Annotated in this window: 22 protein-coding genes and 1 tRNA gene; 10 read left to right on the plus strand and 13 right to left on the minus strand. The window is 66.4% G+C overall.

Annotated elements, in window-relative coordinates:
- Nucleotides 1-935 precede the first annotated feature (935 nt).
- On the plus strand, nucleotides 936-2,681 hold the full coding sequence (locus NP3_RS47005; RefSeq protein WP_084508911.1) for a recombinase family protein: 1,746 nt from the start codon (nucleotides 936-938) through the stop codon (nucleotides 2,679-2,681).
- Here the strand turns inward: NP3_RS47005 and NP3_RS24490 are convergent.
- Nucleotides 2,660-2,747: transfer RNA gene (locus NP3_RS24490), tRNA-Leu, on the minus strand. The two genes, NP3_RS47005 and NP3_RS24490, sit on opposite strands and share 22 nt — an antisense overlap.
- Nucleotides 2,748-2,902: 155 nt before the next feature.
- Here NP3_RS24490 and NP3_RS24495 point away from each other — a divergent pair.
- The gene (locus tag NP3_RS24495; RefSeq protein WP_063043951.1) at nucleotides 2,903-3,259 is read left to right on the plus strand and encodes a winged helix-turn-helix transcriptional regulator; all 357 of its coding nucleotides are present in this window, start codon (nucleotides 2,903-2,905) and stop codon (nucleotides 3,257-3,259) included.
- A gap of 4 nt (nucleotides 3,260-3,263) precedes the next feature.
- Here NP3_RS24495 and NP3_RS24500 read toward each other — a convergent pair whose 3' ends face one another.
- Complete coding sequence (locus NP3_RS24500; protein ID WP_063043952.1) at nucleotides 3,264-4,139, minus strand: lysophospholipid acyltransferase family protein; 876 nt, start codon at nucleotides 4,137-4,139, stop codon at nucleotides 3,264-3,266.
- Nucleotides 4,140-4,310: 171 nt separating this feature from the next.
- Here NP3_RS24500 and NP3_RS24505 point away from each other — a divergent pair, with 171 nt between their 5' ends.
- Together NP3_RS24505 and NP3_RS24510 are read left to right on the plus strand one after the other, a co-directional pair.
- Nucleotides 4,311-5,672 carry a M20/M25/M40 family metallo-hydrolase gene (locus NP3_RS24505; protein ID WP_084508913.1) on the plus strand — a complete coding sequence of 454 codons (1,362 nt, stop codon included), beginning with the start codon at nucleotides 4,311-4,313 and terminating at the stop codon, nucleotides 5,670-5,672.
- An 18-nt stretch (nucleotides 5,673-5,690) separates the two neighbouring features.
- Entirely contained in the window at nucleotides 5,691-6,227 is a 537-nt protein-coding gene (locus NP3_RS24510; RefSeq protein ID WP_063043954.1) for a YbhB/YbcL family Raf kinase inhibitor-like protein, read from the plus strand.
- 54 nt (nucleotides 6,228-6,281) lie between these two features.
- Here the strand turns inward: NP3_RS24510 and NP3_RS24515 are convergent, their stop codons facing one another.
- The 4 genes from NP3_RS24515 to NP3_RS24530 all read right to left on the minus strand — a co-directional run bounded on the left by NP3_RS24515 (nucleotide 6,282) and on the right by NP3_RS24530 (nucleotide 12,308).
- The gene (locus tag NP3_RS24515; protein WP_063043955.1) at nucleotides 6,282-8,114 is read right to left on the minus strand and encodes an AMP-dependent synthetase/ligase; all 1,833 of its coding nucleotides are present in this window, start codon (nucleotides 8,112-8,114) and stop codon (nucleotides 6,282-6,284) included.
- A gap of 182 nt (nucleotides 8,115-8,296) precedes the next feature.
- Nucleotides 8,297-9,175, minus strand: a complete 879-nt coding sequence (locus tag NP3_RS24520) for a GTP cyclohydrolase II (RefSeq protein ID WP_084508939.1) — start codon at nucleotides 9,173-9,175, stop codon at nucleotides 8,297-8,299.
- A gap of 477 nt (nucleotides 9,176-9,652) precedes the next feature.
- Nucleotides 9,653-10,660 (minus strand): GTP cyclohydrolase II, encoded by a 1,008-nt coding sequence (locus tag NP3_RS46235; RefSeq protein WP_245721090.1) that lies wholly within the window; start codon nucleotides 10,658-10,660, stop codon nucleotides 9,653-9,655.
- Between the two features lie 142 nt (nucleotides 10,661-10,802).
- On the minus strand, nucleotides 10,803-12,308 hold the full coding sequence (locus NP3_RS24530; RefSeq protein ID WP_063043956.1) for a PfkB family carbohydrate kinase: 1,506 nt from the start codon (nucleotides 12,306-12,308) through the stop codon (nucleotides 10,803-10,805).
- A 549-nt stretch (nucleotides 12,309-12,857) separates the two neighbouring features.
- On the opposite strand from NP3_RS24530, the gene NP3_RS48215 reads away from it, so the two are divergent.
- Genes NP3_RS48215 through NP3_RS24545 form a run of 3 tightly spaced genes read left to right on the plus strand, consistent with a single transcriptional unit; the run spans nucleotide 12,858 to nucleotide 13,719 of the window.
- On the plus strand, nucleotides 12,858-13,049 hold the full coding sequence (locus tag NP3_RS48215; RefSeq protein ID WP_157124526.1) for a hypothetical protein: 192 nt from the start codon (nucleotides 12,858-12,860) through the stop codon (nucleotides 13,047-13,049).
- On the plus strand, nucleotides 13,046-13,330 hold the full coding sequence (locus NP3_RS24540) for a hypothetical protein (protein ID WP_157124527.1): 285 nt from the start codon (nucleotides 13,046-13,048) through the stop codon (nucleotides 13,328-13,330). The genes NP3_RS48215 and NP3_RS24540 overlap by 4 nt, the downstream gene beginning before the upstream one ends.
- Nucleotides 13,327-13,719 (plus strand): hypothetical protein, encoded by a 393-nt coding sequence (locus tag NP3_RS24545; protein WP_063824894.1) that lies wholly within the window; start codon nucleotides 13,327-13,329, stop codon nucleotides 13,717-13,719. Before NP3_RS24540 ends, NP3_RS24545 begins: the two co-directional genes overlap by 4 nt.
- Nucleotides 13,720-13,767: 48 nt before the next feature.
- Here NP3_RS24545 and NP3_RS24550 read toward each other — a convergent pair whose 3' ends face one another.
- From NP3_RS24550 to NP3_RS24565, 4 genes are all read right to left on the minus strand, one after another.
- A complete protein-coding gene (locus tag NP3_RS24550; RefSeq protein WP_063043959.1) occupies nucleotides 13,768-14,754 on the minus strand; it encodes a PfkB family carbohydrate kinase in 987 nt (328 codons plus the stop codon).
- A gap of 120 nt (nucleotides 14,755-14,874) precedes the next feature.
- On the minus strand, nucleotides 14,875-15,951 hold the full coding sequence (locus NP3_RS24555) for a quinone-dependent dihydroorotate dehydrogenase (RefSeq protein ID WP_063043960.1): 1,077 nt from the start codon (nucleotides 15,949-15,951) through the stop codon (nucleotides 14,875-14,877).
- 4 nt (nucleotides 15,952-15,955) lie between these two features.
- Nucleotides 15,956-16,201: a DUF5703 family protein gene (locus NP3_RS24560; RefSeq protein WP_040691094.1), complete on the minus strand. Its 246-nt coding sequence runs from the start codon at nucleotides 16,199-16,201 to the stop codon at nucleotides 15,956-15,958.
- Complete coding sequence (locus NP3_RS24565) at nucleotides 16,201-17,259, minus strand: YncE family protein (protein ID WP_063043961.1); 1,059 nt, start codon at nucleotides 17,257-17,259, stop codon at nucleotides 16,201-16,203. Before NP3_RS24565 ends, NP3_RS24560 begins: the two co-directional genes overlap by 1 nt.
- A 154-nt stretch (nucleotides 17,260-17,413) precedes the next feature.
- Between NP3_RS24565 and NP3_RS24570 the strand changes: the two genes are divergently transcribed.
- Genes NP3_RS24570 through NP3_RS24580 form a run of 3 tightly spaced genes read left to right on the plus strand, consistent with a single transcriptional unit; the run spans nucleotide 17,414 to nucleotide 20,398 of the window.
- The gene (locus NP3_RS24570) at nucleotides 17,414-17,770 is read left to right on the plus strand and encodes a hypothetical protein (RefSeq protein WP_063044038.1); all 357 of its coding nucleotides are present in this window, start codon (nucleotides 17,414-17,416) and stop codon (nucleotides 17,768-17,770) included.
- A complete protein-coding gene (locus NP3_RS24575) occupies nucleotides 17,771-18,304 on the plus strand; it encodes a WKL family lipoprotein (protein ID WP_084508915.1) in 534 nt (177 codons plus the stop codon).
- Nucleotides 18,305-20,398: an MMPL family transporter gene (locus NP3_RS24580; RefSeq protein ID WP_063043962.1), complete on the plus strand. Its 2,094-nt coding sequence runs from the start codon at nucleotides 18,305-18,307 to the stop codon at nucleotides 20,396-20,398.
- A gap of 94 nt (nucleotides 20,399-20,492) precedes the next feature.
- On the opposite strand, the gene NP3_RS24585 is transcribed toward NP3_RS24580, so the two are convergent.
- The 3 genes from NP3_RS24585 to NP3_RS24595 all read right to left on the minus strand — a co-directional run bounded on the left by NP3_RS24585 (nucleotide 20,493) and on the right by NP3_RS24595 (nucleotide 23,907).
- Nucleotides 20,493-21,335, minus strand: a complete 843-nt coding sequence (locus NP3_RS24585; protein WP_245721098.1) for a heme ABC transporter ATP-binding protein — start codon at nucleotides 21,333-21,335, stop codon at nucleotides 20,493-20,495.
- A 163-nt stretch (nucleotides 21,336-21,498) separates the two neighbouring features.
- Nucleotides 21,499-22,572 carry a FecCD family ABC transporter permease gene (locus tag NP3_RS24590; RefSeq protein ID WP_063044040.1) on the minus strand — a complete coding sequence of 358 codons (1,074 nt, stop codon included), beginning with the start codon at nucleotides 22,570-22,572 and terminating at the stop codon, nucleotides 21,499-21,501.
- 297 nt (nucleotides 22,573-22,869) lie between these two features.
- Nucleotides 22,870-23,907, minus strand: a complete 1,038-nt coding sequence (locus tag NP3_RS24595) for a heme/hemin ABC transporter substrate-binding protein (RefSeq protein ID WP_063043964.1) — start codon at nucleotides 23,905-23,907, stop codon at nucleotides 22,870-22,872.
- Nucleotides 23,908-23,923 lie beyond the last annotated feature (16 nt).

Here is a 23,923-nt window from a genome sequence, read left to right on the forward strand (position 1 = left end):
ACGGGTATGTGCAACCGAAACCGGTTCGGTCGCTGTGATGGTTCGCGTCGAATCCGGTTGCGCGGGTTGAGGAGTGTCAATGGGTTGGGCAGAAATGTTTGGCATGCCGAGGAGGCCGCAGACGAAGGCCGGTGTCAGCCGTCAAGTAATTCCCCCAGGTGAGGGGATACGACAGGCACAGCGCCGTGTTTGTCGGTGAACTACGAACGGCGTCAAGCAATTGCAGTGCTTGATGACAAACCAACGGACCGCGCGATGCGGGCCGCCACTGAAGCGCCGGTTCGGGTAGGCTGAGCATTGGGTGAATCAGCAGAACGGGTGTTCAGGAGCCCCTCCATGCCCGCGCACCGCCCGCCATACAGATCGCGCAATATGTCGCAGATCTATCTTCGCCCGTCCGTCCCTGCACTACGCGAGCACGGCGAATTCAATGTCGTATCGCGAATATTGGCCGTTCCCGCAGGTCAATGGCCATCGAAATATCTTTCGTGCCACACCGATTACTTTCACGAATCATCCTGGGCGAGAGCGGACTCGCACACGATCCTCGGTCATGCCATACCTGTCAGCGACTACGAGGCATCGATTTTCCACTGCCGGGACGTAACCCGGTGCTGCGCCTGGAATTCGGCCGTCCCAGCGGGGGAGCGAACTGCGGTGGTGCGGACCGCGGCTGAGTCACCGCGAGCCCTGCGGCACTGTTACGAACATCGCGAGCTCACCGAAAACTGTGATGCCACAGCGAGCCTCGGCGGTGGCGGTGATCGTGGACACTGATTCTAACAACCGTCAGGTTAACGATGGTGGCCGTGGGCCTGGCATCATCGAAGTCGTCTGCCCCGACAGCCCGCCGGAGTTGACCGACGACGCGGCCAGGGTGCTGCTCGAGCTTTTGCTTCGACATGCGCGTGAACACTCCATCGAGAGGGACGACGATGCCAAACGAGTCCAACGAATGGGCCGTGCTCGACGATCTGCTGGGAATGGTCCCCGAAACCGTCGAAAACGGCGCTGACCAGCGGTTCGCGTTCTACGGGCGCTGCTCGACCGAGGACAATCAGGATCCGGAGACCTCGTATCGGTGGCAGCGGGGCAACGCGGAGAAGTTCGTCTCCGAGGCCTCGATCGTTGCTGACTACTTCGATATCGGCCAATCGCGGTCGGTGCCCTGGCACCGCCGTGGGGAAGCCGCGCGGTTGTTGGCGGATCTGAAGAATCCCGCCCGAGGCTGGACCGCGATCGTGGTCGGCGAGGGAACACGCTGCTGGTTCGGTAACCAGTTCAGTCTCGTCGCGCCACGTCTACACGCGCACGGGGTGCAGGTGTGGGTGCCCGAGCTCGGGGGGCGTTTCGACTCACGCAATGTCACGCATTCGATGATGATGAGCATGCTCGGAGGGCTCAGTGAGTCCGAACGCCAGCATGTCCAGCAGCGCACCCGCGCCAGCATGGACGCGCAAGTCCTCAACGAAGGCCGACACCAGGGCGGTCGAGCACCCTACGGGTACACGGTGGTTGACGGTCCACCGCACCCGAACCCCCACCGAGCCTCCGACGGGCTGAAGCTGCGGATCCTGTCCCTCGACGTGAGCACGGCCCCGGTGGTGCAACGGATCTTTCGTGACTACCTCGCCGGCCGCGGAGATAAGGCCATCGCCATCGCGCTCAACCGGGAGGGTGTGCCGTGCCCGTCCGCGCACCGGCCGCAGCAGAACCGGCATCGCGCCCAAGACGGTTGGCAGGCCCCCACCATCGCCGCGATCCTGCAGAACCCGCGCTACACCGGCTATGCCGTGTTCGGTCGCTGGAGCAAACACGAAGAACTCCTCGACCCCGACGACGCCGCCGCCGGTAACATCACCCGGTTCCGGCGCTCACCCACCCACCGCATCGTCCGATCCAAGAAACCCGCGCACCCGGCCATCATCTCGGTCGACACCTTCACCCAGGCCCAACTGCTGCGCCGCCAGCGCGCGGGCGCCAGCAACCGCACCCGCGCGAAACTCGAACGCGACAGACCGGCCAGCGGTTTGCGCCCGTACCTGTTGAGCGGACTTGTGCGCTGCGACGGGTGCGGGCGAAAGATGCAGGCGGAGTCGGTTCGTGAGGCCGTGTACTACCGATGCCGCGCCAAAACCATCGCCGCCGGAAGCGCTGCGCTACAGGATCATCCTCGAACGGTGAACCTGCGCGAGGACCTCGTCATCGGGCCGATCAACGGCTGGCTGGCCAGCCTGTTCGACCGCCGACACCGCGAAAACACCATCGCCGCCCTGCTGGCCACCCAAAATACCGATGACACCGACACCCACCGACACCTGCTTCGACAAACCGTCACCGACGCCGAAGCCAAACTCGCACGCCACCTCGCCGCCATCGAGGCGGGAGTCGATCCACAAGCCCTCGTCGCGGCCATGAACACCGCACAAGCAGACAAAGCCGCGGCCGAAGCCGAGTTGAAGAGCCTGCCCAAAATCCAACGGCTCTCCGACACCGAAATCCGTAAATTGATCGAGTCGCTCGGCGACATCCGCGCCGTGCTCACCGCAGGCGACCCCGCCGACAAGCTCCGACTGTATCGAGCACTCAATCTGGAAGTGCGCTACAAGCACCAACAACAACTCGCAATCGTTGGCGCCACCCCCTGTGGGGTTAGCACTGGTGTCCGGAGGGGGACTTGAACCCCCACGCCCGATAAAGGGCACTAGCACCTCAAGCTAGCGCGTCTGCCATTCCGCCACCCGGACCGGTGTGCTCAGCAAGGTTATCGGATGTGGCGGCGTTGACCAAATCGCGGGTTTAGCTGGTGATTCTCGGTGTTGCGCGGTGGCTTGCCCGAGCTGGCGACGAGTACCTACTATTTGAGGCAGTACTTACCGATTCGCATGTGGGACAGGTAGCGATGGGTGCCAAGAGATCCGGACCGTACTTCTGCGGCATCGACGCGGCGATGGATGTGGTGGGCGGGAAGTGGAAGGCGCTGATCCTGTGGGAATTGGCGAATCACGGTGTGCGCCGCTTCGGTGAACTGCGCAAGGGTCTGCCCGGTGTCTCGGAGAAGATGCTGATCCAGCAGCTGCGGGAGCTGGAGGAGGACGGCATCGTGGATCGTGAGATCTATCGCGAGGTGCCGCCGAAGGTCGAGTATCGGCTGACCGAATTGGGCATCGCCCTCAATGCGGCGTTGGAGCCGCTGGGCGCGTGGGGCCGCGATCGCATAGACCGGATCGGTGCCGGGCGCGTCCACCTGCCCACGTGAGGGCTCATCCCAGGATCGGCAGCGTCCGTTCCTCGGCCAGCCTCGACAATGCCTCCTGCATGATCCCGGTGACGTACTCGTAGCCGCGATCCACATCCAGCTCGGGCCCCAATATCTCGTGCAGGTCGATCGGCGGCAGGAATTCGACGGTCACTTTCGTGGGCAATGGGATATGCCCCGCGAGGTCGCTGATATTCAGCCCCCACGGCAGCGCCAGCGAAATCGGGAACACTTTCAACCGCAGTGTCCGATCCAGCCGTAACAGCCGCGCAATCCGGTCGCCGCGGGTGAGCATGAGGGCGTTCTGCTGGGCGCCGTAGTTCACGAACGGCACGATCGGCACGTGTTCGTCCCAGGCAAGTCGGAGGAATCCGGTGCGTCCGGCGAAATCGAGCCGGTCCTCCTCCCAGGTCGGGCGGTGTACCTCCCAGTCGCCGCCGGGATACACCAGCACCGCCGCGCCACCGCGCAGCGCGGCCTTTGCGCTGTCGGGATCGGCTGCCACCGTGCCGAAGCGGGACAGGAACGAGCCGAGGAACGGCACGGCCATCACCAGATTGTGGGCGAGTTGGTAGAAGGGCCGCTCGGGTCCGAAATAGTGCGCGAACGCGAGGGTGGTCACGAGCGCTTCGGGCGAGACATTGCCGCCGGAGTGGTTGCCGACCAACAGTATCGGCCCGTCATCGGGTATCTGCTCCATTCCGCGCACGTCGGCGCGGAAGTACGCGCGGGCCAGTTGCCACGACGGTTCGACGGCGCAGGCGATGAAGGCCGGATCCCGATCGCTCATATCCGCCTTGGGAACCCGCGCTCGCACCTGCCGCGCGACCCAGTCGGTCGCGCGGTCGATGGGCGGCAATGGCAGGTTCGGGAACTTCATGGGCACGGCTTTCCGGTCAAGACTTCAACCGAGACATACCCCGCAATATCGCGACCACACCGCGCCCGCGATTGCGATCAGCGTGAATCGACCCGCGATTGCGCACCTCGCGATCATGGCGGGTACCGCCATGGCACCCTGCGGGCGGTGGCAGGTGGTAGGAAAGGGTACGTGTCTGCAACTGGCGAAGTATCCGGTCCGAACACCACATCTCGTGCCGTGTCCGAGGTGGTCGAATTGGTCAGTACGCTGATCCGGTTCGACACTTCCAACACCGGGGATCTGGCTACCACCAAGGGCGAGCGCGAATGTGCGCAGTGGGTGGCCGATCAACTGCATCAGGCGGGATACACGACCGAGTACGTGGAGTCGGGCGCGCCGGGTCGCGGGAATGTATTCGCGCGGTTGCAGGGGGCCGATTCCAGCCGCGGTGCCTTGCTGATCCACGGACATCTGGATGTGGTGCCCGCCGAGGCCGCGGACTGGAGTGTGCACCCGTTCTCGGGTGCGGTGCGCGACGGCTATGTGTGGGGGCGCGGCGCGATCGACATGAAGGATATGGTCGGCATGATGCTGGCCATCGCGCGCCAGTTCAAGATCGAGGGGACGGTACCGCCCCGCGATATCGTCTTCGCCTTCCTCGCCGATGAGGAGAACGGCGGCAAGTGGGGTTCGCAGTGGCTGGTGCAGAATCGGCCCGACCTGTTCGACGGCATCACCGAGGCCGTGGGGGAGGTCGGCGGCTTCTCGCTGACCGTGCCGCGCCCGGACGGCACCGACCGTCGGTTGTATCTGGTGGAGACCGCTGAGAAGGGGCTCGGCTGGATGCGGTTGCGGGCCAAGGCCCGTGCCGGTCACGGTTCGTTCCTGCACGAGGACAATGCGGTCACGATTCTGGCCGCCGCGGTGGCGCGTCTGGGCAAACACACCTTCCCCCTGGTGCTTTCGGATTCGGTCGCCGAATTCCTGGCCGCGGTCGCCGAGGAGACCGGCTTGGAGTTCGATCCGTCGAGTCCCGATATCGAGGGTCAGCTCGCGAAGTTGGGCACGATTTCCCGCATCATCGGCGCGACACTGCGCGATACCGCGAATCCGACCATGCTGCAGGCGGGATACAAGGCGAATGTGATCCCGCAGACCGCGGAGGCGGTCGTCGACTGTCGCGTGGTGCCGGGGCGGCAGGCCGCGTTCGAGCGTGAGGTGGACGAGCTGATCGGCCCGGATGTCGAGCGCGAGTGGATCACCGAACTCGACTCCTACGAAACGACATTCGACGGACATCTCGTCGACGCGATGAACGCCGCCATTCTCGCCCACGACCCGCAGGGCCGGACCGTGCCCTATATGCTCTCCGGCGGTACCGACGCAAAGGCCTTCGCCCGCTTGGGTATTCGCTGCTTCGGATTCGCACCGCTGCAGCTGCCACCGGAATTGGACTTCACGGCACTGTTCCACGGTGTCGACGAGCGGGTTCCGGTGCAGGCACTCGAATTCGGCACCCGGGTGCTGGAACACTTCCTGTTGAACAGCTGACGATCGAAAGGATCCACCGTGCCCGACTACTCTTACAACCCGTACGACGCGCTGCCCGAGGTGCCAAGCTTCACGGTGACCTCGGAGGATGTCGCCGATGGCGAGAGCTTCGGCAACGATCAGGTCAGCGGCGTCTTCGGCGCGGGCGGCAAGGATGTCTCGCCGCAGCTGTCCTGGTCCGGATTCCCCGCGGAGACAAAGAGTTTCGCGGTCACCGTCTACGATCCGGATGCGCCGACTGCCGCCGGTTTCTGGCACTGGGCGGTGGCCAACATTCCGGGGAGCACCACCTCGCTGCCACGCGGAGCCGGTAGTGAGGGCGGTGTCCTGCCCGAGGGTGCGGTCACATTGCGCAATGACGGCGCTTTCCCGGGATTCGTCGGTGCGGCGCCACCTGCCGGACACGGATACCACCGCTACTTCATCGTCGTGCACGCCGTGGATGTGGAGCGGTTGGAGATCGACGAGAACGGCACACCCGCCTTCCTCGGATTCAACCTCTTCGCCCACACCCTGGCCCGCGCCACCATCGTCGCCAAGTACGAGGTCGCCTAGCACCTAGCGGGAAACCGACGGTGGCCCTGAGCTTTTGCTCAGGGCCACCGGTCCTTACGAAACGTTCACCACCGATTCGGGCAGCGGCGTGGTGTACAGCGCGGCGATCTCCTCGGCGTACTTCGCCGCGATCGGGTTACGCTTGAGTTTCATCGTCGGGGTCAGCTCGTCCCCGCCCGGCTCCCACGGCTTGCCGACGACGGTGAACCGTTTGATCTGCTCGACCCGCGACAGCTTGCGGTTACCCGCGACGACCGCCGCCAGCACCTCGTCCAGGATTTCCTTGCGGGTGGCCAGCGCGGCCAGATCGTCGCCGGGAGCGTCGAATTCCTTGGCCCGGATGGCGGCGGTGTCCGGATCGAGCACGATCAGCGCGGAGATGAACGGTTTGGCCTCACCGATCGCCACCACCTGACCGACCAGCGAGGAGGCCGCCTTGACCGCGTTCTCGATATTGGTCGGGGAGATGTTCTTACCCGACTCGTTGATGATCAGTTCCTTCTTGCGATCCACGATGCGCACATAACCGTCGGCATCGATCGTGGCGACGTCCCCGGTGGCCAGCCAGCCGTCGGCGTCGAGCGCCTCCTTGGTCTTCTCGGGCTGCTTGCGGTAGCCGGGGGTGACGATCGCGCCGCGCACCAGCAGTTCACCGTCCTCGCCGAGCCGCAGCTCGAGGCCCTCGACGGCCCGGCCGACCGAACCCGGCCGCGGCTTGGCCAATTCGGTGTAGGTGGCCACGCCGGTGGTCTCCGACATGCCCCACACCTCGCTGACGGTGAACCCGAGTCCGAGGAAGTATTCGAGGGTTTCGGCCGGGATCGCGGCGGCGCCGGAGGCGGCGACCTTGAGGTTGTCCAGGCCTAGGGCCGCCCGCAGTTTCGACAGCACCAGCGCGTCGGCGACCTTGTACTGCACGGCGAGCACCGGGCTGCGCCCCTTACCCGCCAGCTCGGCGCGCGCGGCCGCGATGCCGGTTTTGATGGCCCAGTTCGCCAGCGCCTTCTTCACCGGGCTCGCTTCGGTGGCCAGCTTGCCGTCGATACCGGCCTTGATCTTCTGCCACACCCGGGGCACCCCGAAGAAGATCGTGGGGTGTGCGTCGGGCAGCGCGGCGGCGATCTCGCGCGGATCCGGCACGCAGGTGATCAGGATGCCGGTGAGCAAGCTGATGGCATGGCCGGAAATGCGGTCTGCGACGTGCGCGGCGGGCAGATAGGAGATGGCGCGGTCGTCGAAGCCGACCCGCAGTGGGCCGTTGACCAGCGCGATGATCTGGGCCAGCACATTGCGGTGGGTGATCTCCACACCCTTGGACGGGCCGGTGGTGCCCGAGGTGTATATCAGCGTGGCGAGATCGTCGGGGGTGACTGCCTGCCAAGCGGCATCGAAATCGAAGTCGGCGGCCGGATTCGCCTCGAGGTCGGCCAGGCCGACCGTATCGGCGGCCGGACCATCCACCACCACGATGTGCTCGAACTCGACGCCCGCGCTCTTGATGACGTCGAGGAAGGCGCGCTCGGTGATCACCACCTTGTTCTCCGCATTGGTGAACAGATGCTTGATCTGCTCGGGAGAGCTGGTGTTGTAGATCGAGAACGGGGTTGCGCCCAAATGCAGTGCGGCCGTATCGATCAGATTGAACTCGGGCCGGTTGGTGAGCATGATGCCGACAGTGTCGCCGTGGCCGACGCCCAAGCCGGACAACCCCGCCGCCAGTGTGCGCACCCGCTCACCGTATTCGCGCCAGCTGATCTCCGTGGTACCGCCGACCGTCCGCAACGCGACCTGATCCGGTCGTAGCTTCACGGTCTCCTGGAATGCTTCCGGCACCGTGTACACCGTCTTGCCGGACTCGTGCGCGAAACCGATTTCTGTTGTCGTCATCTTCCCGTTTCCCGATATCTGTGGCGTGAACCGCGCCCGGCGCGACCGCATGGTTTCCACACGGTTCGAGACCCGCTGCTCATGATAAATTGCAAGCGACTCTATCTCATCGTGTCACGTGGTGGGATAGCACCGTGTGGCGCGGCTCACTCATGGTAGCCACGTCGGGGTAATCGTGTCCGTTACTTCGATACGGACGAATCGGACCCGTTGTCACGGCCCCACGGCAGATCCGCGCCCCGCAGCCAGATCCGGCGAAGCGTGCCGGGCCGCACTTTGACGCGCACGCGCCGGACCGTGTGGCGCGGGCGCAGCGCAGGTCCGAGCCGCGACCAGATACCAGGAATGGGTGCCTGTCGCTCGAGCACGGATTCCATGCGCGGCTCGCTCAGCACGCCGTATGGCGGGATCATGTGGCCGCGGCGGCGCCGTTTCGCCTCCAGATACTCCGCTGCCCGTTGGCTCAGCGGTTCGGTGTGCAACGGCACCCGGGTGACCGTCAGGCCGGTTGCACGCACCTGCTCGACCTTCGCGGGATTGTTCGTGAGCAGGCGCACCCTGGTGAGCCCGAGATCCCGCAAGCTTTTGGCCGCGGCGAGGTAGGTCCGGTTGTCCGCGGGAAGTCCGAGACTTTCGTAGCTTGCGAACGTATCCGTGCCACGACGCTCGCTCTCCCGGTAGCCGAGCGCCTTCGCGATCAGTCCGCTTCCCCGCCCCTCCTGCTCCAGGTAGATCAGAATGCCGCCCCCCTCTTCCCACATCCGATCCAACGCCGTGTCGAGCTCGGGCCCACAGTCGCAATCCTGTGAGCCCAGCGATTCGCCGTACAAGCACCGCGAGTGGATCCGGACCAGGCATCCGTCGCGTACCTCACCGAATAGGAGCACATGTCCGTACTCGGCACCGCCGGCCACCGCCATCACACGAAGCTGCAGTTCCCGCCCATTGCGGGTGAACCGATGGGCGGTCTCGCCGAGCGTGCTCGAGTTGTCCACCACGGTGACCTCCGATTTCGCGACCCGGATTTGTAGCCTGGTGTCCTTGCCCGATCGCGACGCCATGTGCGCGGGAGCTTCGCGCGTCGTCCGCGCTGCACGAGGTCGATCGAGCGACATCGGCACGCTCACGGCGCCGATGTCCGTCCCGTCCGGACGCCGAGATGCTTTGGCTCGCAGACGGAATCGCCAGCCGGTCGGGGCGGTGGTTCGGGATAGGTTGTGCCGCGCTGGTGCGGCGCAAGATCATCGACCGACTGATCTGCATACTACTGCGCCACACCAGACCTCTGCCGTGTGGCCTGAATCACAACTGCGAAGAATTTGCGAATGTGCCTGTGCGCCTGGCCCATCGCGTAGACCCGGTGGCGGGAAAGGCCTGCGCGATGCACCGGCTCGCGTGCCGTCCGCCCGCGTCTGCGACCCGGTTGCTCGGCAGCTCGGCCAGGGCGGACACCCGGCCACCGCCTACGGTGTGAGAGCCAATGAGCACCACCGTCGAGGCTTCGATCGAGCAGCCTTGGGGCCGTACTGTTTTCGCGGCTACGAGTCGGCGTGGTCGGCACCGGCGTGCGCCATTGTGCGATTGCGTCGACGGCCGGACCGTCGAGGTGTCACTCGGCGCTGTTCTCCTGGTGCGGAGAAGTCGCCGAACGCCTCGACCCGCTCCGGATGGGGGTGGCGGGGATCGACCGCGTCCACCGGCCGCCGCATCGCAGGGCGCATACGTCGAGCAGATCGGTGCAACCCGAGCAGGTCGGGCCACATGCACAGCCCCAACACCACCAACCCCGTGGCCGCCGAAATCGCGGCGACACCGAAGTATCCGAGCAGGGCACAGGGCAGTGTCATCACCGGAATCGCCAGCGATGCTACCCGGGCACGGGCCCGTCGCTCCCACTCGACATGCTCAACGGTCGCGACAGCCAGGACCCTGGGAATCTGATGTCCGCGATGACGCCGTTTGGCCTGCAGATACTTTCGCGCTCGCTCGCTGCGCGGCCAGGTGTGCAGTGGCACCCTGGTCACCGTGAGCCCGGCTCGTTCGAGCGGTTCCACCTTCTCCGGATTGTTCGTCAGCAGTCGCACCGAGGTCAGGCCGAGATCGCGCAGGCACCGGGCGGCCGACTCGTAGGATCGCGAATCGGCGCTCAGCTCCAGCCGGGCATAACTGGCGAAGGTGTCGATGTCGAAGCGTTCGCTGGTCTGTAGCCCGCGCGCCTTGTTGATCAGCCCGGCGCCGCGGCCCTCCTGCTCCAGATAGATCAGCACGCCCGCGCCCTCACGCTGGATCATGTCCATGGCCATATCGAGCTCGGGGCCGCAGTCGCAGTCATCGGAACGCAGTGCGTCGCCGTAGAGGCAGCGGGAGTGGATCCGCACCAGACAGCCATCGCTGACTCCCGGGGATCCGTCTGTCGCAGGCCCGAAGACCAGTGCGTGCCCACCGTCGACGCGGTGCGATATCGGCACGATGCCGACCTGTAGTTCGTGACCCCGGCGGGTCAAGCGGTGCCCGGTCTCATCGAGGCTAGACGCCGCTTCGGTCACGCTGGTCCTCCGATTCATGGGATGAACTTGCAGGTGATGTGGCCTCGCCGATCGCCGTATCGTCCGCCCGTGACGGGGTGCGAGTCAATTTACACACCAACCGGGGGGCCGCCTCGGCGGGGCCTCGAGGCATCGTATGCGCTCAGCCCGTCGTCGGCTCGATGGCAGCGATCTTGACGATCCTGTCGATATCGCGTTCCCTCGGCATCGCATCCGGCACATCGCCCAAGGACTGGGTCGCGACCATTGCCGCAGTGGCCCAACGGAATACCCGGTCGTCGACCGGTCCGGCGGCCCCGACGAGTTTGTGCGCCAGCGCGGCCGAGAAGGCGGCCGCCGCACCCGGTGAGTCGTCGAGCGCGGCGGGGAAGTCGTCGATGCGGGTGTTGACGGCATCGGATCGCACCGTGCAGTGGAAGCCGTCGATTACACACACCGTCCGGACGCCCAGCGTGCGAAGCCGTTGTGCGATGTTCTCGGCGGAGCCGATATCTTCCCCGGGCAGCATCTTGCCGAGTTCGCCTGTGGTTCCGACCAGGTAGTCGACCGTGTCGAGGTAGCCGTACAGGTACTGGGGCTTTTCGATCGCCGGGGTGGCGTTCACCAGCAGCAGCGGACGCGGGTCCAGGCCGCGGATGGCGGCCATGATCCGCTCGACGACTTCGATCGGCTGTTCGAAGGTCAGCAGCACCGCGTTCGAGGCGGCGAGAGCGGCGCGCACTTCCGGATCACGGGGGTCATGGGTACCCAACCGGATCCGTTCATCCTTGCAGCTGATGTAGCTCGAGGTCCCGGTGCTGGTGATCATCACCGCCGTCACCTGGGTCTGCGCACCGGCGACCTCTTTGACCAACCCGGTGTCGACGTTCTCGGTTTCCAGATAGTTGCGGATGTATCTGCCCGCGTCGTCGGCACCGACGGCGGAGAGCAATCGCACCTGAAGTCCCAGCCGTGCTGCTGCCACCGCACGATTGAGCCCCTTGCCGCCCGCGTGCATCTCGAATCCGCCCGGCGTCGACTTGCCAGCAACCGGAATCTGCCCGATGCGATAGATGTGATCGATCACCGAGTCCCCGACGACTGTCACAACACCGCGTTTCGGCTGCGAATCCGGCAGTGTCACAAGCACTTTCGGCTCCGGGATGAACCGGTATCCAGATCTTCCCGCGTAGGTCGAGGCAGCCACGAGTTGTCCCGCCAACGCGGTGAACGCCCGGCGCTCGGGCGTCGCCCGCAGCGAGCGCACGCTCGGCGGGGAGGTGATGTCATCCGCCCCGACCGTGCGATGCAACAGTTCCCACTGGGCGGTGAGATATTCACGCCGCTCACCGAGATCGGCCGCGTAGAGCCGGGCCAGATCGATTCCGTGCGGTGGCTTTTCGCGCAGCAGCCCCAGCGACAACTCGGCGTCGGCGATCAGGCGGTGCGTCGGCGCCAATTGCCTGGCGAGGTCACGGATTACCGGCAGGACGGCCTGCTCCACCGAGATGCCCTCGCGGCCCGCTCGCTCCTTGACAACAGGCAGATCGAGCAGGGGAGCAACATCGATTTCCGTGGTGCGCAACCGATCCGCACTCAGCCCCGAGCGTTTGCTGAGCCTGGTGAGGATGTTGCGGATGGCAACCGTGCGAGAGTCCTGCTGGACCATAGGCGGGCCTGTCCTCCATGACGTTGCGATCGTTTCCTGTGCCCTACTCACGATATGCCAATCGTCCGGGGTTTAGCCGTCAAGTGAACCGGCAATTACCAACTTACAACGGCAATTGACCTTAGTGAATGGCAAATGCCACACTGAGTTACGGCGACCAAGTGTCGTCCGCCAGATGACTCGGGAGGGCCTGGTGATGAGAGTGATTCTGCTGATACGGCACGCACGGCGGCGCGGGGAGCCAAGAGCCGGCGGTGCCGAAACCGAACTCGTTCCGAACCGCGCCACGGTCTAGGCGAACGAATCACGTTCGCCGAGAAGCCATTTCACCCTATCAAGCCGACTTCGCCGCCTGCTCCATCCGACAGCGGCGAGCCCCGGCTGACCGCGACGCAGCGGTCGACCGGGGCTCAGTGCGCCCGAAATGCGGTCGGCGACAGCTCTGGCACCCCTGGAGACAGCCGTGACGATCTACGAATGCAGCCGGTCGATGACCAGCAGCGTCACGCCCGACGAATGGGCGTGGCGGGCAGGGCGCGAAGAACCGGCATGGCGATTGAGCTGGGTGCCCGACCAGCTGACCCGCGGGCCGGAATGCAATTGCAGGAGATTCTGAGCCACCCGGACCCGGCATCGGACCAGGACGCGCACGCGCGGGCATTGGCCGGTCAACTCGGTATCACCGTGCGGCAGGCACTGCACACGCTGCACCAACGGATGCTCGACAGGAGGCATTCGTGACCATCTACGTAACTCACTGGTCGATGACCAGCGATCTCACCGCGGAGTCGGCCTACCGGCTGGCGGACAAGTGGGCCAAGTCGTGGCGGCTGAGCTGGCTGCCCGAACGGCTGCTGACGCGGGAACAAGCTTTGGCGGGGATGGATCTCGCGGAGATCTTCAGCACCCAGGATTTCCGGCACGACTCGACGGTTCACGCACGGGCCTTCTATTGCGCCGGCCAGATCGGAATACCCCTCGAGCTCATCGGGCTCGCATTGCTACACCGGAGGCACCCATGACCGTCGACACCACCGACTGGACCATGATCAGCGATATCACCCCCGAGTCGGCATACCGCCAGACCGGGTCGGGGGCCGCGGTCTGGCGACTGAGCTGGCTCCCGGATCGGCTGCTGACCCGCGAACAGGCGCTGGCGGGCATGGAACTCGACGAGATCCTCAGCGATCCGGACATCGTGCACGATCGGCATGCCCACGCCGACGCGGCCATTCTGGCCGGGCGGGTCGGCATCATCTGGGAGCAGGCGGTGGTCCTGCTGTCGAAGCGGATGCTGGCTCGACTACGCCAGCGTCCCAACGGAATTCAGGACAACCCAGTGGACCGCGAATCCACCGGGCACTGCTGGATGTCGCTGCACGCCGACAGGGCACCGTGGGTGTTCCGATAGCGTGCGGCGCCGCGAGGCATCGGCCGCCGGGAGGGGAGGCGGCCGATGTCAGCGCGGCGCGGGATGCCTCGCCACGATCTCATCGATCGTGGCGGCAGTCGGCATACCTTCCGGCACCGGCCCCGCCACCGAGGTGGATGCCATCGCGGCAGTTGCCCAGTAATAGTCCGGGCCGCTGGCGGGACACTTGGTCAGCAACAGCCGATACGCCAGCGCGGCGCCGAATGCAGCACCACCGCCAGGCGAATCTCCGTGTTGCGCTGCCGGATTCGCTGGCAGGTCGAGATTCACCGTGTCGGATCGGACGCGGCACGCGAGGTGCTCGACCGCGCAGACACTACGCACACCGTGCGCACGCAACCACGGCGCAACCGACGAATCGAAATCCGCATCGCGCATGCCGGCCAGGTCACCGAGTTCCCATGGCGCCCCGATCAAATAGTCGATCGTGTCGAGGTGCCGGAGCAGGTCGCCGGGTGCGTCGACCGGCGGCGCGGCGTGCACGATCAGCACGGGTGCGGGCCGCAGGCTCCGGACGGCGGCCAGTACCCGCTCGATCACCGAGATCGGCTGCTCGAACGTCAGCAACACCGCATGCGCGTCGGCGAGCGCATCTCTGATGTGCTCCACATCGGGCACGATGCGATCGTCGCGGCAACCGACCGCGGTGGCCACGCCCGCGCCGGTGACGATGACCGCGGTCACCGCGGTCATCACGCCGCGCACGATGCGCACCTGTCCGGTGTCCACCTGTTCCGCCCGCAGATAGGCGAGAACCCGCCTACCCGCGTCGTCGTCGCCGATCGCCGAAATCAGTCGCGCCCGCAGCCCGAGTCGTGCGGCCGCGACGGCGCGGTTGAGTCCTTTGCCGCCGGGATGTTCCACGAAACTGCCGCGTGCGGGCGGCCCGGCGGCCGGAACATGATCGACGCGATAGATGTGATCGTTGACTGCGCCTCCGACCACCGTGACCACGCCGCGAGGAGCCTGCGAACGCGCTGGTTCGGCATCCGTTCCCGGGTCGTGCGGGACCATGCGCCGCCCCCTCTGGGTGCTGCATTCGATATGTCTTGCCGCACACCAGCTTAGGCCGCGCACGCGCGAAATGGCATGTCCCGCAACAATACATCGGCCGCACGAAACGACCGGTCGGGATCAGGTACGTGCGACGTGATCCGCGCCGACTGCCTCGGCGATGCAGTGGTAACCGGCCTCGCGCAGTCGCTGGGCGATACCGCGGTGGATGTGGCGCATCCAGAACGGTCCGCCGTAGATGAAACCGGTGTAGCCCTGCAGCAGGGTGGCGCCGGCGAGGATGCGCTCCCAGGCCTGGTCGGCGGTTTCGATGCCGCCGACCGAGATCAGCACCAGACGGTCGCCGACGCGGCGGTAGAGCCGGCGCAGCACTTCCAGGGAACGCTCGGCGACCGGGGGCCCGGACAGGCCACCCGCGCCCATGGCCGCGACCTCGGCGGCATCGGTGCGCAGACCATCGCGGCGGATGGTGGTGTTGGTGGCGACGATCCCGGCCAGGCCGAGTTCCACCGCGAGATCGGCGACGGCGTCGACATCGTCGTCGGACAGGTCGGGGGCGATTTTCACCAGCACCGGGACCTCGACGCTGTCGAGGACGGCCTGCAGGACCGGGCGCAGGGATTCGACGGCCTGCAGATCCCGCAGGCCTGGGGTGTTGGGCGAGCTGACATTGACGACGACGAAGTCGGCCCGCGGCCCGAGCAGCGACGCGCTCACCGCATAGTCGGCCGCGGCGTCGGCGGGTTCGACGATTTTCGTTTTACCGATATTCGCGCCGATCGGCACCCCGCCGCGGCGGTTGCGCAGATGTTCGGCCGCGGCGGCCGCGCCGTGGTTGTTGAAACCCATCCGGTTGATCAGACCGTGGTCGGCGGGCAGCCGGAACAGCCGCGGCGCGGGATTGCCGGGCTGGGCCTGCGCGGTGACGGTGCCGATTTCGGCGAATCCGAACCCCAATGGCGCCCAGGCATTCACACCGTCGGCGTTCTTGTCGAATCCGGCGGCCAGCCCGAGCGGCGCCGGGAAGTCGATGCCGAAGGCATGGTTGCGCAGGATCGGATCGTCGCTGGTCAGCACTCTGGTCATCACCCAGCGCGACGGCGCGAACCGGGCGGCCAGCCGCATGACCGTGAACGCCAGATGGTGGATGCGTTCCGGCGGCAGCAGGAACATCAGGCGCAGCAGCAGTGAATACATGGCCTCACATTCCCGGTTCGGGCTGGGGTAGTAGTGCGGTTTTTCGGCGCCGCAGCAGCACCCGCCTGCTGCCGTCGGTGTAGGCGCGCACCCGCGACAGTTCCCAGCCGCCGAATTCGGCTTGGATGGCCAGCCGCATCGACGCCGTCACCCGGGTCACCTCCGGTGGGAGCCGCAGCGGCACATATTCGTAGTCGTCACTGGTGGTTTCCCAGCTCGCCGGTAGCGCTGCGCGTGATTGTGGCGCCATCACTGCCCTTTCTTCCGCTCGTCCGCGCGGATCCGTTGCAGACCGTCTCCGGTCGCGGAACCGACGAACAGGTCACCGGTGCGCTCGTCGATGGTCACCGAGTTCGGCTGTCGAACCGTCGGATAACGGCCCACCTCTTTCGGTATACCCGTCGACAGGTCGAATCCGACGACTTCGTTGCTCTGGGTACACGTCACCCACACGGTGTCGGACCGCTGATCGTAGGCAAGCGCGTAAGGCGACGATCTTACCGGGAATCGCTGCCGCAGCACGAGCGGTCCGGCAGTGTAGACCAGCAGTTCGTCGCCCGCAGTGTCGGTGACGATGATCCGGCCGAACGGGTCGGTGATCAGATTGGTCGCGCCGTCACCCGCGCGCAGTGCCAGGCCGAGGCGGTCTTTGCCGAGGTCGAGCTGGGTGAGCGAGGTCTGGCGGCGGTCCAGGACCGAGACATGGTCGCCGGTGATGGCCAGTGCGTCGGCAGCGGCCAGGCCGGAGATGGTTTCGGCGACTTTGCCGTCGGGGGACAGTTCGCGCACCTTGCCGTCCGCGGTGCCGACGAACATCGTGCCGTCGTCGCGATAGCGCACCGATCTGGCATCGCCGTCCACGGGAACCTCGGTGGTGACGCCGGAGGTGATGTCGACGCGCATGATCCGGTGGTCGCCGGGAATCAGCAATTCGCCGGGCTTGCCCTGCGCCAAGCCGACACCATGGGCGGGCAGCAGCAGGGTGCGCATCCGCACGTCCGGGGCGCCGGTGGGATCGACACGGGTGAACGTTGCGGGGTCGACGACGAACAACATCGTGCTGGTGTCGTGGCTGGCTTCGAGCGCAACCAGTTGTCCGGTGCCCGCCTCGGCGAACAGTCCGCCGACCGGGTTGTCGAGCCTCCACACATCCCCGGCGGGTTGCGCGCGCTGCTCGGGGGCGACCGCCGCGGTGGCCGCCGGTCGGGTCTCGAGCTTGTCGCTATCGGAATCGGAGGAGCATCCGGCGATCAGCGCCAGCACCACCACACCAGCGAGCGCTGCGGGCAGCGAACCATGTGGGCGCATCCACCGAACTCCTTACTACGACGAATCATCCGCTACCGCACCATCTGACCATGATGGTGCACGTGACCGGCCTACCGGGGTCGTCGCTGACGCAGAATGTCGGCGATGGGGGTTACGGTTGACTCGAAACAATGTCCAATTCAGGGAGATCCGGTTGAAAGCCGACCATCCATCGGGATTTGCCATCGATGACATAACCGTTGGTCCGTTTGCTCACGGATTCGGCACCACGGCCGACGGCAGGCCCTACGCCTTCCGCACCGTGCGCTCCACCGTGGTGCTGGAGATCTACCGCGCCGACCTCGACAGCGATGTACCGGGACCGGAGGATGTGGTCGCCGTCGCGCACGCCCGCGCCACCGATATCGACCTCGACGACGAACGCAGTGTCGTGGCGCTGGTGCGCGACATGATTCCGGACGCGGAACCGGTCGAGGCGGTCCCGGATCGGGACATGACAACCGTGCGGGCCCTGCTGGGCCGGATCAGTTCAGTCATAGATGGTATGTAGATGGTGATGCCAACCACACGATTCGCCCGTTCCGCGCTGACCGCGGCCGCCCTCGTCGCGGTGGCCGCGGCGTGCAGCACCGGACCGGACGAGGCCTCGGTCGATGCCGCGCGTTCCTCGGCCAATGCCTCGCTGTCGTCCTCGATCGCTGTGTCCTCTAGCGCGGCGCACCGGCCGCTGCCGACGGCCGCCGAATTGGACGCGCAGATCAAACGCGCCCTGGATCCGGCGCTGCCCGACTCCGAGCGCACCGACCTCATCGAGGACGGCGAGGCCTTCCGCGACGCCATCCCGGATATGTACCGGGCACTGCGGGACAATCCACGCGCTATCTACGGCGTCACCGACCCGGTCTTCGACAACCGCGACGGCACGTTGACCGCGACCATGCGGCTGGACAAGGACGGCAGCGGCACCGCGGTCCGCACCACCGTCGTGCATTTCGTGCTGCTCGACGGCAAGTGGAAGATTTCGCGCACCGATCTGTGCGGCATTCTGCGCTCTGCCGACTACCGCACCGCGGCCTGCGGCTAGATGATCGAATCCGGCTCGCTGCGGTGGGGACGTCTCATCCACCGCCACCGTTATCTGGTGTTGGGTACAGCCATTGTCGTGGTGCTGCTCTCGGGCTGGTACGGCCGGGATCTGGCGGGTCGGCTGACCCAGGAGGGCTGGTTCGACGAGAGCAGTGAATCGGTGGCAGCCGCCAAGATCGCCGATGCCACCTTCGGTCGCGATACCGACAGCGACATCATCCTGCTGTACACCGCGCCCGCCGGTATGACCGTCGACGACCCGACAGTGCGTGCGGCAGTGACGAATTCACTGAAGCAACTGCTGGCCCATCACCCCGACCGGGTCCTGAAGATCGACAGCTACTGGGACAGCCCCTTCGCCGCGCAGGCCACCGACGCCTCGCACACCCACGCCTTCGCCAGCGTCGGATTGCGCGGGGAAGGCACCGCGACGGTCGAGAACTACACCGCGATCAAGGGCGAGCTGGGCGCTGGGCGCGCGGGCGGTGGACCCGGCGGCACTACGGTGCAGTTGGCCGGGCTGCAGCCGATTGTCGAAGGCATCAATCAAGGCATGCAGGACGACATTCGCCGGGCCGAGATCATCGCGCTGCCGATCGTGGCGATCCTGTTGTATTTCGTTTTCGGCGGGGTCGTCGGGGCTTTGCTGCCGGTGCTGATCGGCGGGATGACCGTGCTCGGCACCCAGGGCACCATCCGAATACTCACCGATCACATCGACGTGAATGTCTTCGCCAGTGCGGTGGTCACCTTGGTGAGTCTGGGGTTGGCGATCGACTACGGGCTTTTCACGGTGACCCGGTTCCGGGAGGAGCTGGCCGCCGGGCACAGTGTGGAGGACGCGACGGCGCGCACCGTCGCCACGGCCGGGCGCACCGTACTGTTCTCGGCCGCGATCATCGCGATCAGCTTGGCGGCGTTGTTCATCTTCCCGAACGGGGTGTTGCGGTCGGTGCCCTATGGCGGCATCAGTTCGGTGCTGCTCGCCGCGGTGCTGTCGGTGACGGCGCTGCCCGCGGTGCTGAGCATTGTCGGGCGGCGGATCGACCTGTGGGGTTGGCATCGGTTCTCACGCACCAAAACCGAGGCGCAGATCGACGCCGGATTCTTCTCGCGGTTGGCGACGCGGGCGATGCGGCGGCCGTGGACGGTGGTGGTGCCGATCGTGCTCGGGCTGCTGGCACTGATCGTTCCGATTCGCAATATCGAGTTCGGCGGTATCAGTGAACAGTATCTGTCCGCGGACAATCCGGCGCGCGTCGCGCAGGAACGGTTCGACGAGTTGTTCCCGAGTTTTCGCACCGAGCCGATCAAGCTGGTGGTGGTGGGCGCGAATCCGCAGCAGCTCGGCGATATCCGCTACGAAGCCAGCCGGATTCACGGTCTAACCGGTCGTTTCGAGCCGAGCGCGCCGACCAAGGACGGGATCAATGTGCTCAACGCCGGTCTCACCGACAAGCGCGATGCGGACGCGGTGATCGACGCGCTGCGGGCGATTCCGGAACCTTCCGGGGTGGACATCATGGTGACCGGGGTGCCCGCCCTCGAGCGCGACAGCATCAATGGTTTGCTGGTCCGACTTCCGTTGCTGGTCGGTCTTCTGGCGGCCGCGGCGTTGGTGATGCTGTATCTGGCATTTCGTTCGATTGTGTTGGCGCTCAAGGCCGTTTTGATGAGCGCATTGAGTCTGGCCTCCACACTGGGCGTGCTCACCTGGGTGTTCGTCGAGGGGCACGGGGCCGGGATCTTCGACTTCACGCCGGGGCCGCTGATGTTCGCGGTGCTGGCGCTGATCGTGACGGTGGTGTTCGGGCTGTCCACCGACTACGAGGTGTTCCTGCTGTCGCGGATAGCGGAGGCGCGCGCGGACGGCGCGCCGCCGCCGGAAGCCATCCGTTCCGGCATCGCCCACACCGGCGGTGTAATCACTTCTGCCGCAGCGATTCTCATCGTGGTTACCGGCGCGTTCGGCTTCTCCGATCTGGTGTTGATGAAGTACATCGCCTACGGCATGATCGCGGCGCTGGTCCTGGACGCGTCGGTGGTCCGCATGCTGTTGACACCCGCGGTGCTGAAGCTGATCTGGCGTTGAGCGCTCGGCGGGCGAGAGGACCGAGAACGACTGTGCTCGAGGGCGCGAATCTGGCCTTGATGTTTCCTGCTGCGACCCGCAGACAGCAACCGGGTCAGCGACGGACGGGGAGAACCAATTGGGCGCCGGTTATCGGGTGGTCGAGGACTTCGACGGGGTGTTGGTAGACCCGGGTGAGCAGTTCGGTGGTGAGGACTTTGCGGGGTGGGCCGTCAGCGGCTATGCGGCCGGATTCCAGGACCGCGACCCGGTCGGCGTAGGCGGCGGCGATACCGAGGTCGTGCAGGACGACGACAACGGCGGCGCCCGCGGCGGCTCGGGCGGTGGCCAGGCGCAGCACCGCTTCCTGGTGGCCGAGGTCGAGGGCGGCGGTGGGTTCGTCCAGTAGCAGTGTCCCGGTGTCCTGGGCCAGCACTCGGGCCAAGGCGACGCGGGCGCGTTCACCACCGGAGAGCGTCGGAAACGCCCGGGCGGCAAGGTGTTCCACGTCGGCGGCGGTCATGGCGGCGGCGATCCGTTCGTCATCGAGGTCGCGCCGCTCGGTACGCACCCACGGCGCACGACCCATGGCGACGACCTCACGAGCGGTGAACGGGAATCCGACGGTGTGACTCTGCGGCAATACCGCCCGGCGCCGCGCCATATCCAAATGCGACCAGTGGCCCAGTGCGCGCCCATCGAGTTCGATCGTGCCCTCACTCGGCTCCAACTCACCCGCGAGCGCCGCCAACAGTGTCGACTTGCCCGCCCCGTTCGGCCCCACCAACGCCACGATCTCGCCCGTGACAACGTCGAAGTCGACGGCTTCGAGAACCCGGCGCGGATGGGCCCTCCAAGCACCCCGCCTGTCGATGCTCACTCCGCGGGCCCGAAGCGTCACCGCACCCCGCTGCGGCGGCACCGGCAACTCATGCGTTCGTGCGAACACCGAACTCAATCCCTCCAGCACCCCGCTCACACCTCCGCCCCACCCACATCTGTTGCCGGTGCACGCAAGTGGTGATGATCCGGGGAAAAAGTGCGAATGCTTCGGGGCAAGGGAGCGCGACGACACACACGGACAGCCCGTGGATCGGTTGCGCCCCAGGATGTTTCGTGAATCATGCCCAACCTCCAGCGCGAGCACGCGTGCGGCGCAGCAGCCAGAAGAAGAAGGGCCCGCCGATGAGGGAGGTGAGCATGCCGAGGGGGAGATCGGCGTTGTGGACCAGCGAGCGGGCGGCCACGTCGGCGGCGAGGAGTACTACCGCGCCGATGATGGCGCTCAACGGGATGAGGATGCGGTGGGCGGGGCCGACGAGCATGCGGACCACATGCGGCACGATCAGTCCGACGAACAGCACGATGCCGGTGAAGGCGACACCCGCGGTGGCGAGGACGGCGACCACGACGATGACGTTGCGCCGCAAGCGCTCCACATCGACGCCCAGATGCCGCGCGGCGGATTCACCGAGGGCCAGCAGGTCCAGGCGGGGCGCGATGAGGACCGCGGCGAGAATCCCGACTGCGGCCAGCGGCGCGACGACATGTACCGCATCCCAGGTGGCTCCGTTGAGACTGCCCAACTGCCAGAACACGATCTGATCGCGGGCGGCGGGGGTCGCGATGAACAGCAGGAACGCGATCAGCCCACCCGCGAAGGCATTGACCGCGACACCGGTGAGCACCAGCGTGACCACCTCGGTGCGCCCATTCGATCGCGACAGCAGATACACCAGCAATGTGGTCAACAGCCCCGCGGCGAATGCGGCCGCAGCCACCGACCACGCTGCCACGAACGCACCACCCACCACGATCACCGTGCCCGCACCGACCGCCGCCCCGGCCGACACTCCGATCACACCGGGTTCGGCGAGCGGATTCGCGAACACTCCCTGCAGCAATGCACCCGCTGTCGCCAATGCGGCCCCGACCAGGATCGCGAGCACCACACGGGGAAATCGCACTTCCCACAGCGTGACCTCACCGGCCGGATGCGCGGGCATCGGCCCCCAGTCCAACCCGATCCGATGCAGCACACTGCCCGCGACCTCGGCGGGGGTCGTCGGCACCTGCCCGATCGCCGCGGACGCCAACGCCAACACCACCAGCGCCGCCACCGCCACGGCGAATACGATCGCGGTGCGCGACCATCCCCGTGGCTTGGGCGCGACCGGATGCGGACTGTGCGGCATCGCCGAGTCGGTCGCGGTTGTTCCCGTGGCCCTTTCGTTCACACGCACACCTGCCCGATCGTCGACTTCGACGCAATCGGATGCGGATTGCGCTGCATCGCCGAGCCGGTTGTCCCCGTGGTCATTTCGCTGACGCTCGCATCCACGACACTCGGCTCCGCTGTTCGCAAAGTGCACCCGTGGTCCGCTCGCGCGTCACGGCACGGCTGCGATGTCCGGCCGCACATCCGCGAAGTGCCGCCCGCACGTCACCGGCGTTCCCGAGCACGGCCCGACCGCCGCACCGTGGCGCGCGGCTCATGCGGGCTCGGCGCCGTACACGGCCTCGCTCAGGGCCGCGATCACGCGGCCGGTGTTCGGGCCGAAACTCAACACCACCGAGTCGGCCATATCGACCACGCGCTTGTTGCGCCCGGCGGGTGTCTGCGCGATGCCGGGCACCTTTTCCAGCCCGTCGACGCCGCCGACCGACTTCAGTCCGTCCGACATCACCAGCAGCACATCCGGTGCGGCCGCGATCATGGCCTCACTGGTGATCGCCACGAACGGTTCGGGCAACCCGGCCTCGGTGCCCGCATCGCGCGCGCCGAGTGCGGCGATGAGGGCATCGGCCCCGGAGCCGGGTCCGGCGAGCATGGTGATGGCGGTGCTGCGCAGGTAGAGGAAGGCGATGGTGAGGGGCTTGTCCTGTTCGGGTACCGCGGCACTGGCGGCGGCGATTTCGCCACGGGTGCGCTGGGCCAGGGCTTGGCCGCGATCGGGTACGCCGAGTGCGGCGGCGACCGCCTCGATCTGCGGCACCACGCCGTCCATGGTGCGCTGTGGATCGAAATAGACGACCGTCACCCCGGCCGCGCGCAGCTGCTCGCGCACCTGAGGCGCGGCGCTGGTGCTGTCGGTGAGAAAGACCGAAGGACGCAGTGCCAGAACGGATTCCACGTTCAGCGAACCGCTGCCACCGGTCACGATGGGCAGATTCGCGACCGCGGGAAATCCGGCCGCGGTGCTGCGCCCGACCATTTTGGCGCCCATACCCAACGCCCAGACCGTCTGCGCGAGTGTGCCGAAGCGGTCGGCGGCGATGATGCGGCTGGCATCGGTGACCGTGACTTCGGCCCCGTCGAATGATCGGACGGTCGCGGGCAGCGTGGGTGTGGGTTCGGGCCCGATCGGCACCGGATCGAGGTTCTCCAGTTTCGCGGTGACCGGCCCGCGGCCGCCGCTGCCGGTGGCATCGCTGCCGGTTCCGCAGGCCGAACCGACCAGCAGGGCCAATGCGAGCACCGCCAGGAGGGAACGCGCCCCGCCGGATCGGACACGGTCGAGAAACCTCATGCAGGTAAGGCTAGCC

This window comes from Nocardia pseudovaccinii NBRC 100343, from assembly GCF_001613225.1.
GTDB lineage: Bacteria > Actinomycetota > Actinomycetes > Mycobacteriales > Mycobacteriaceae > Nocardia > Nocardia pseudovaccinii.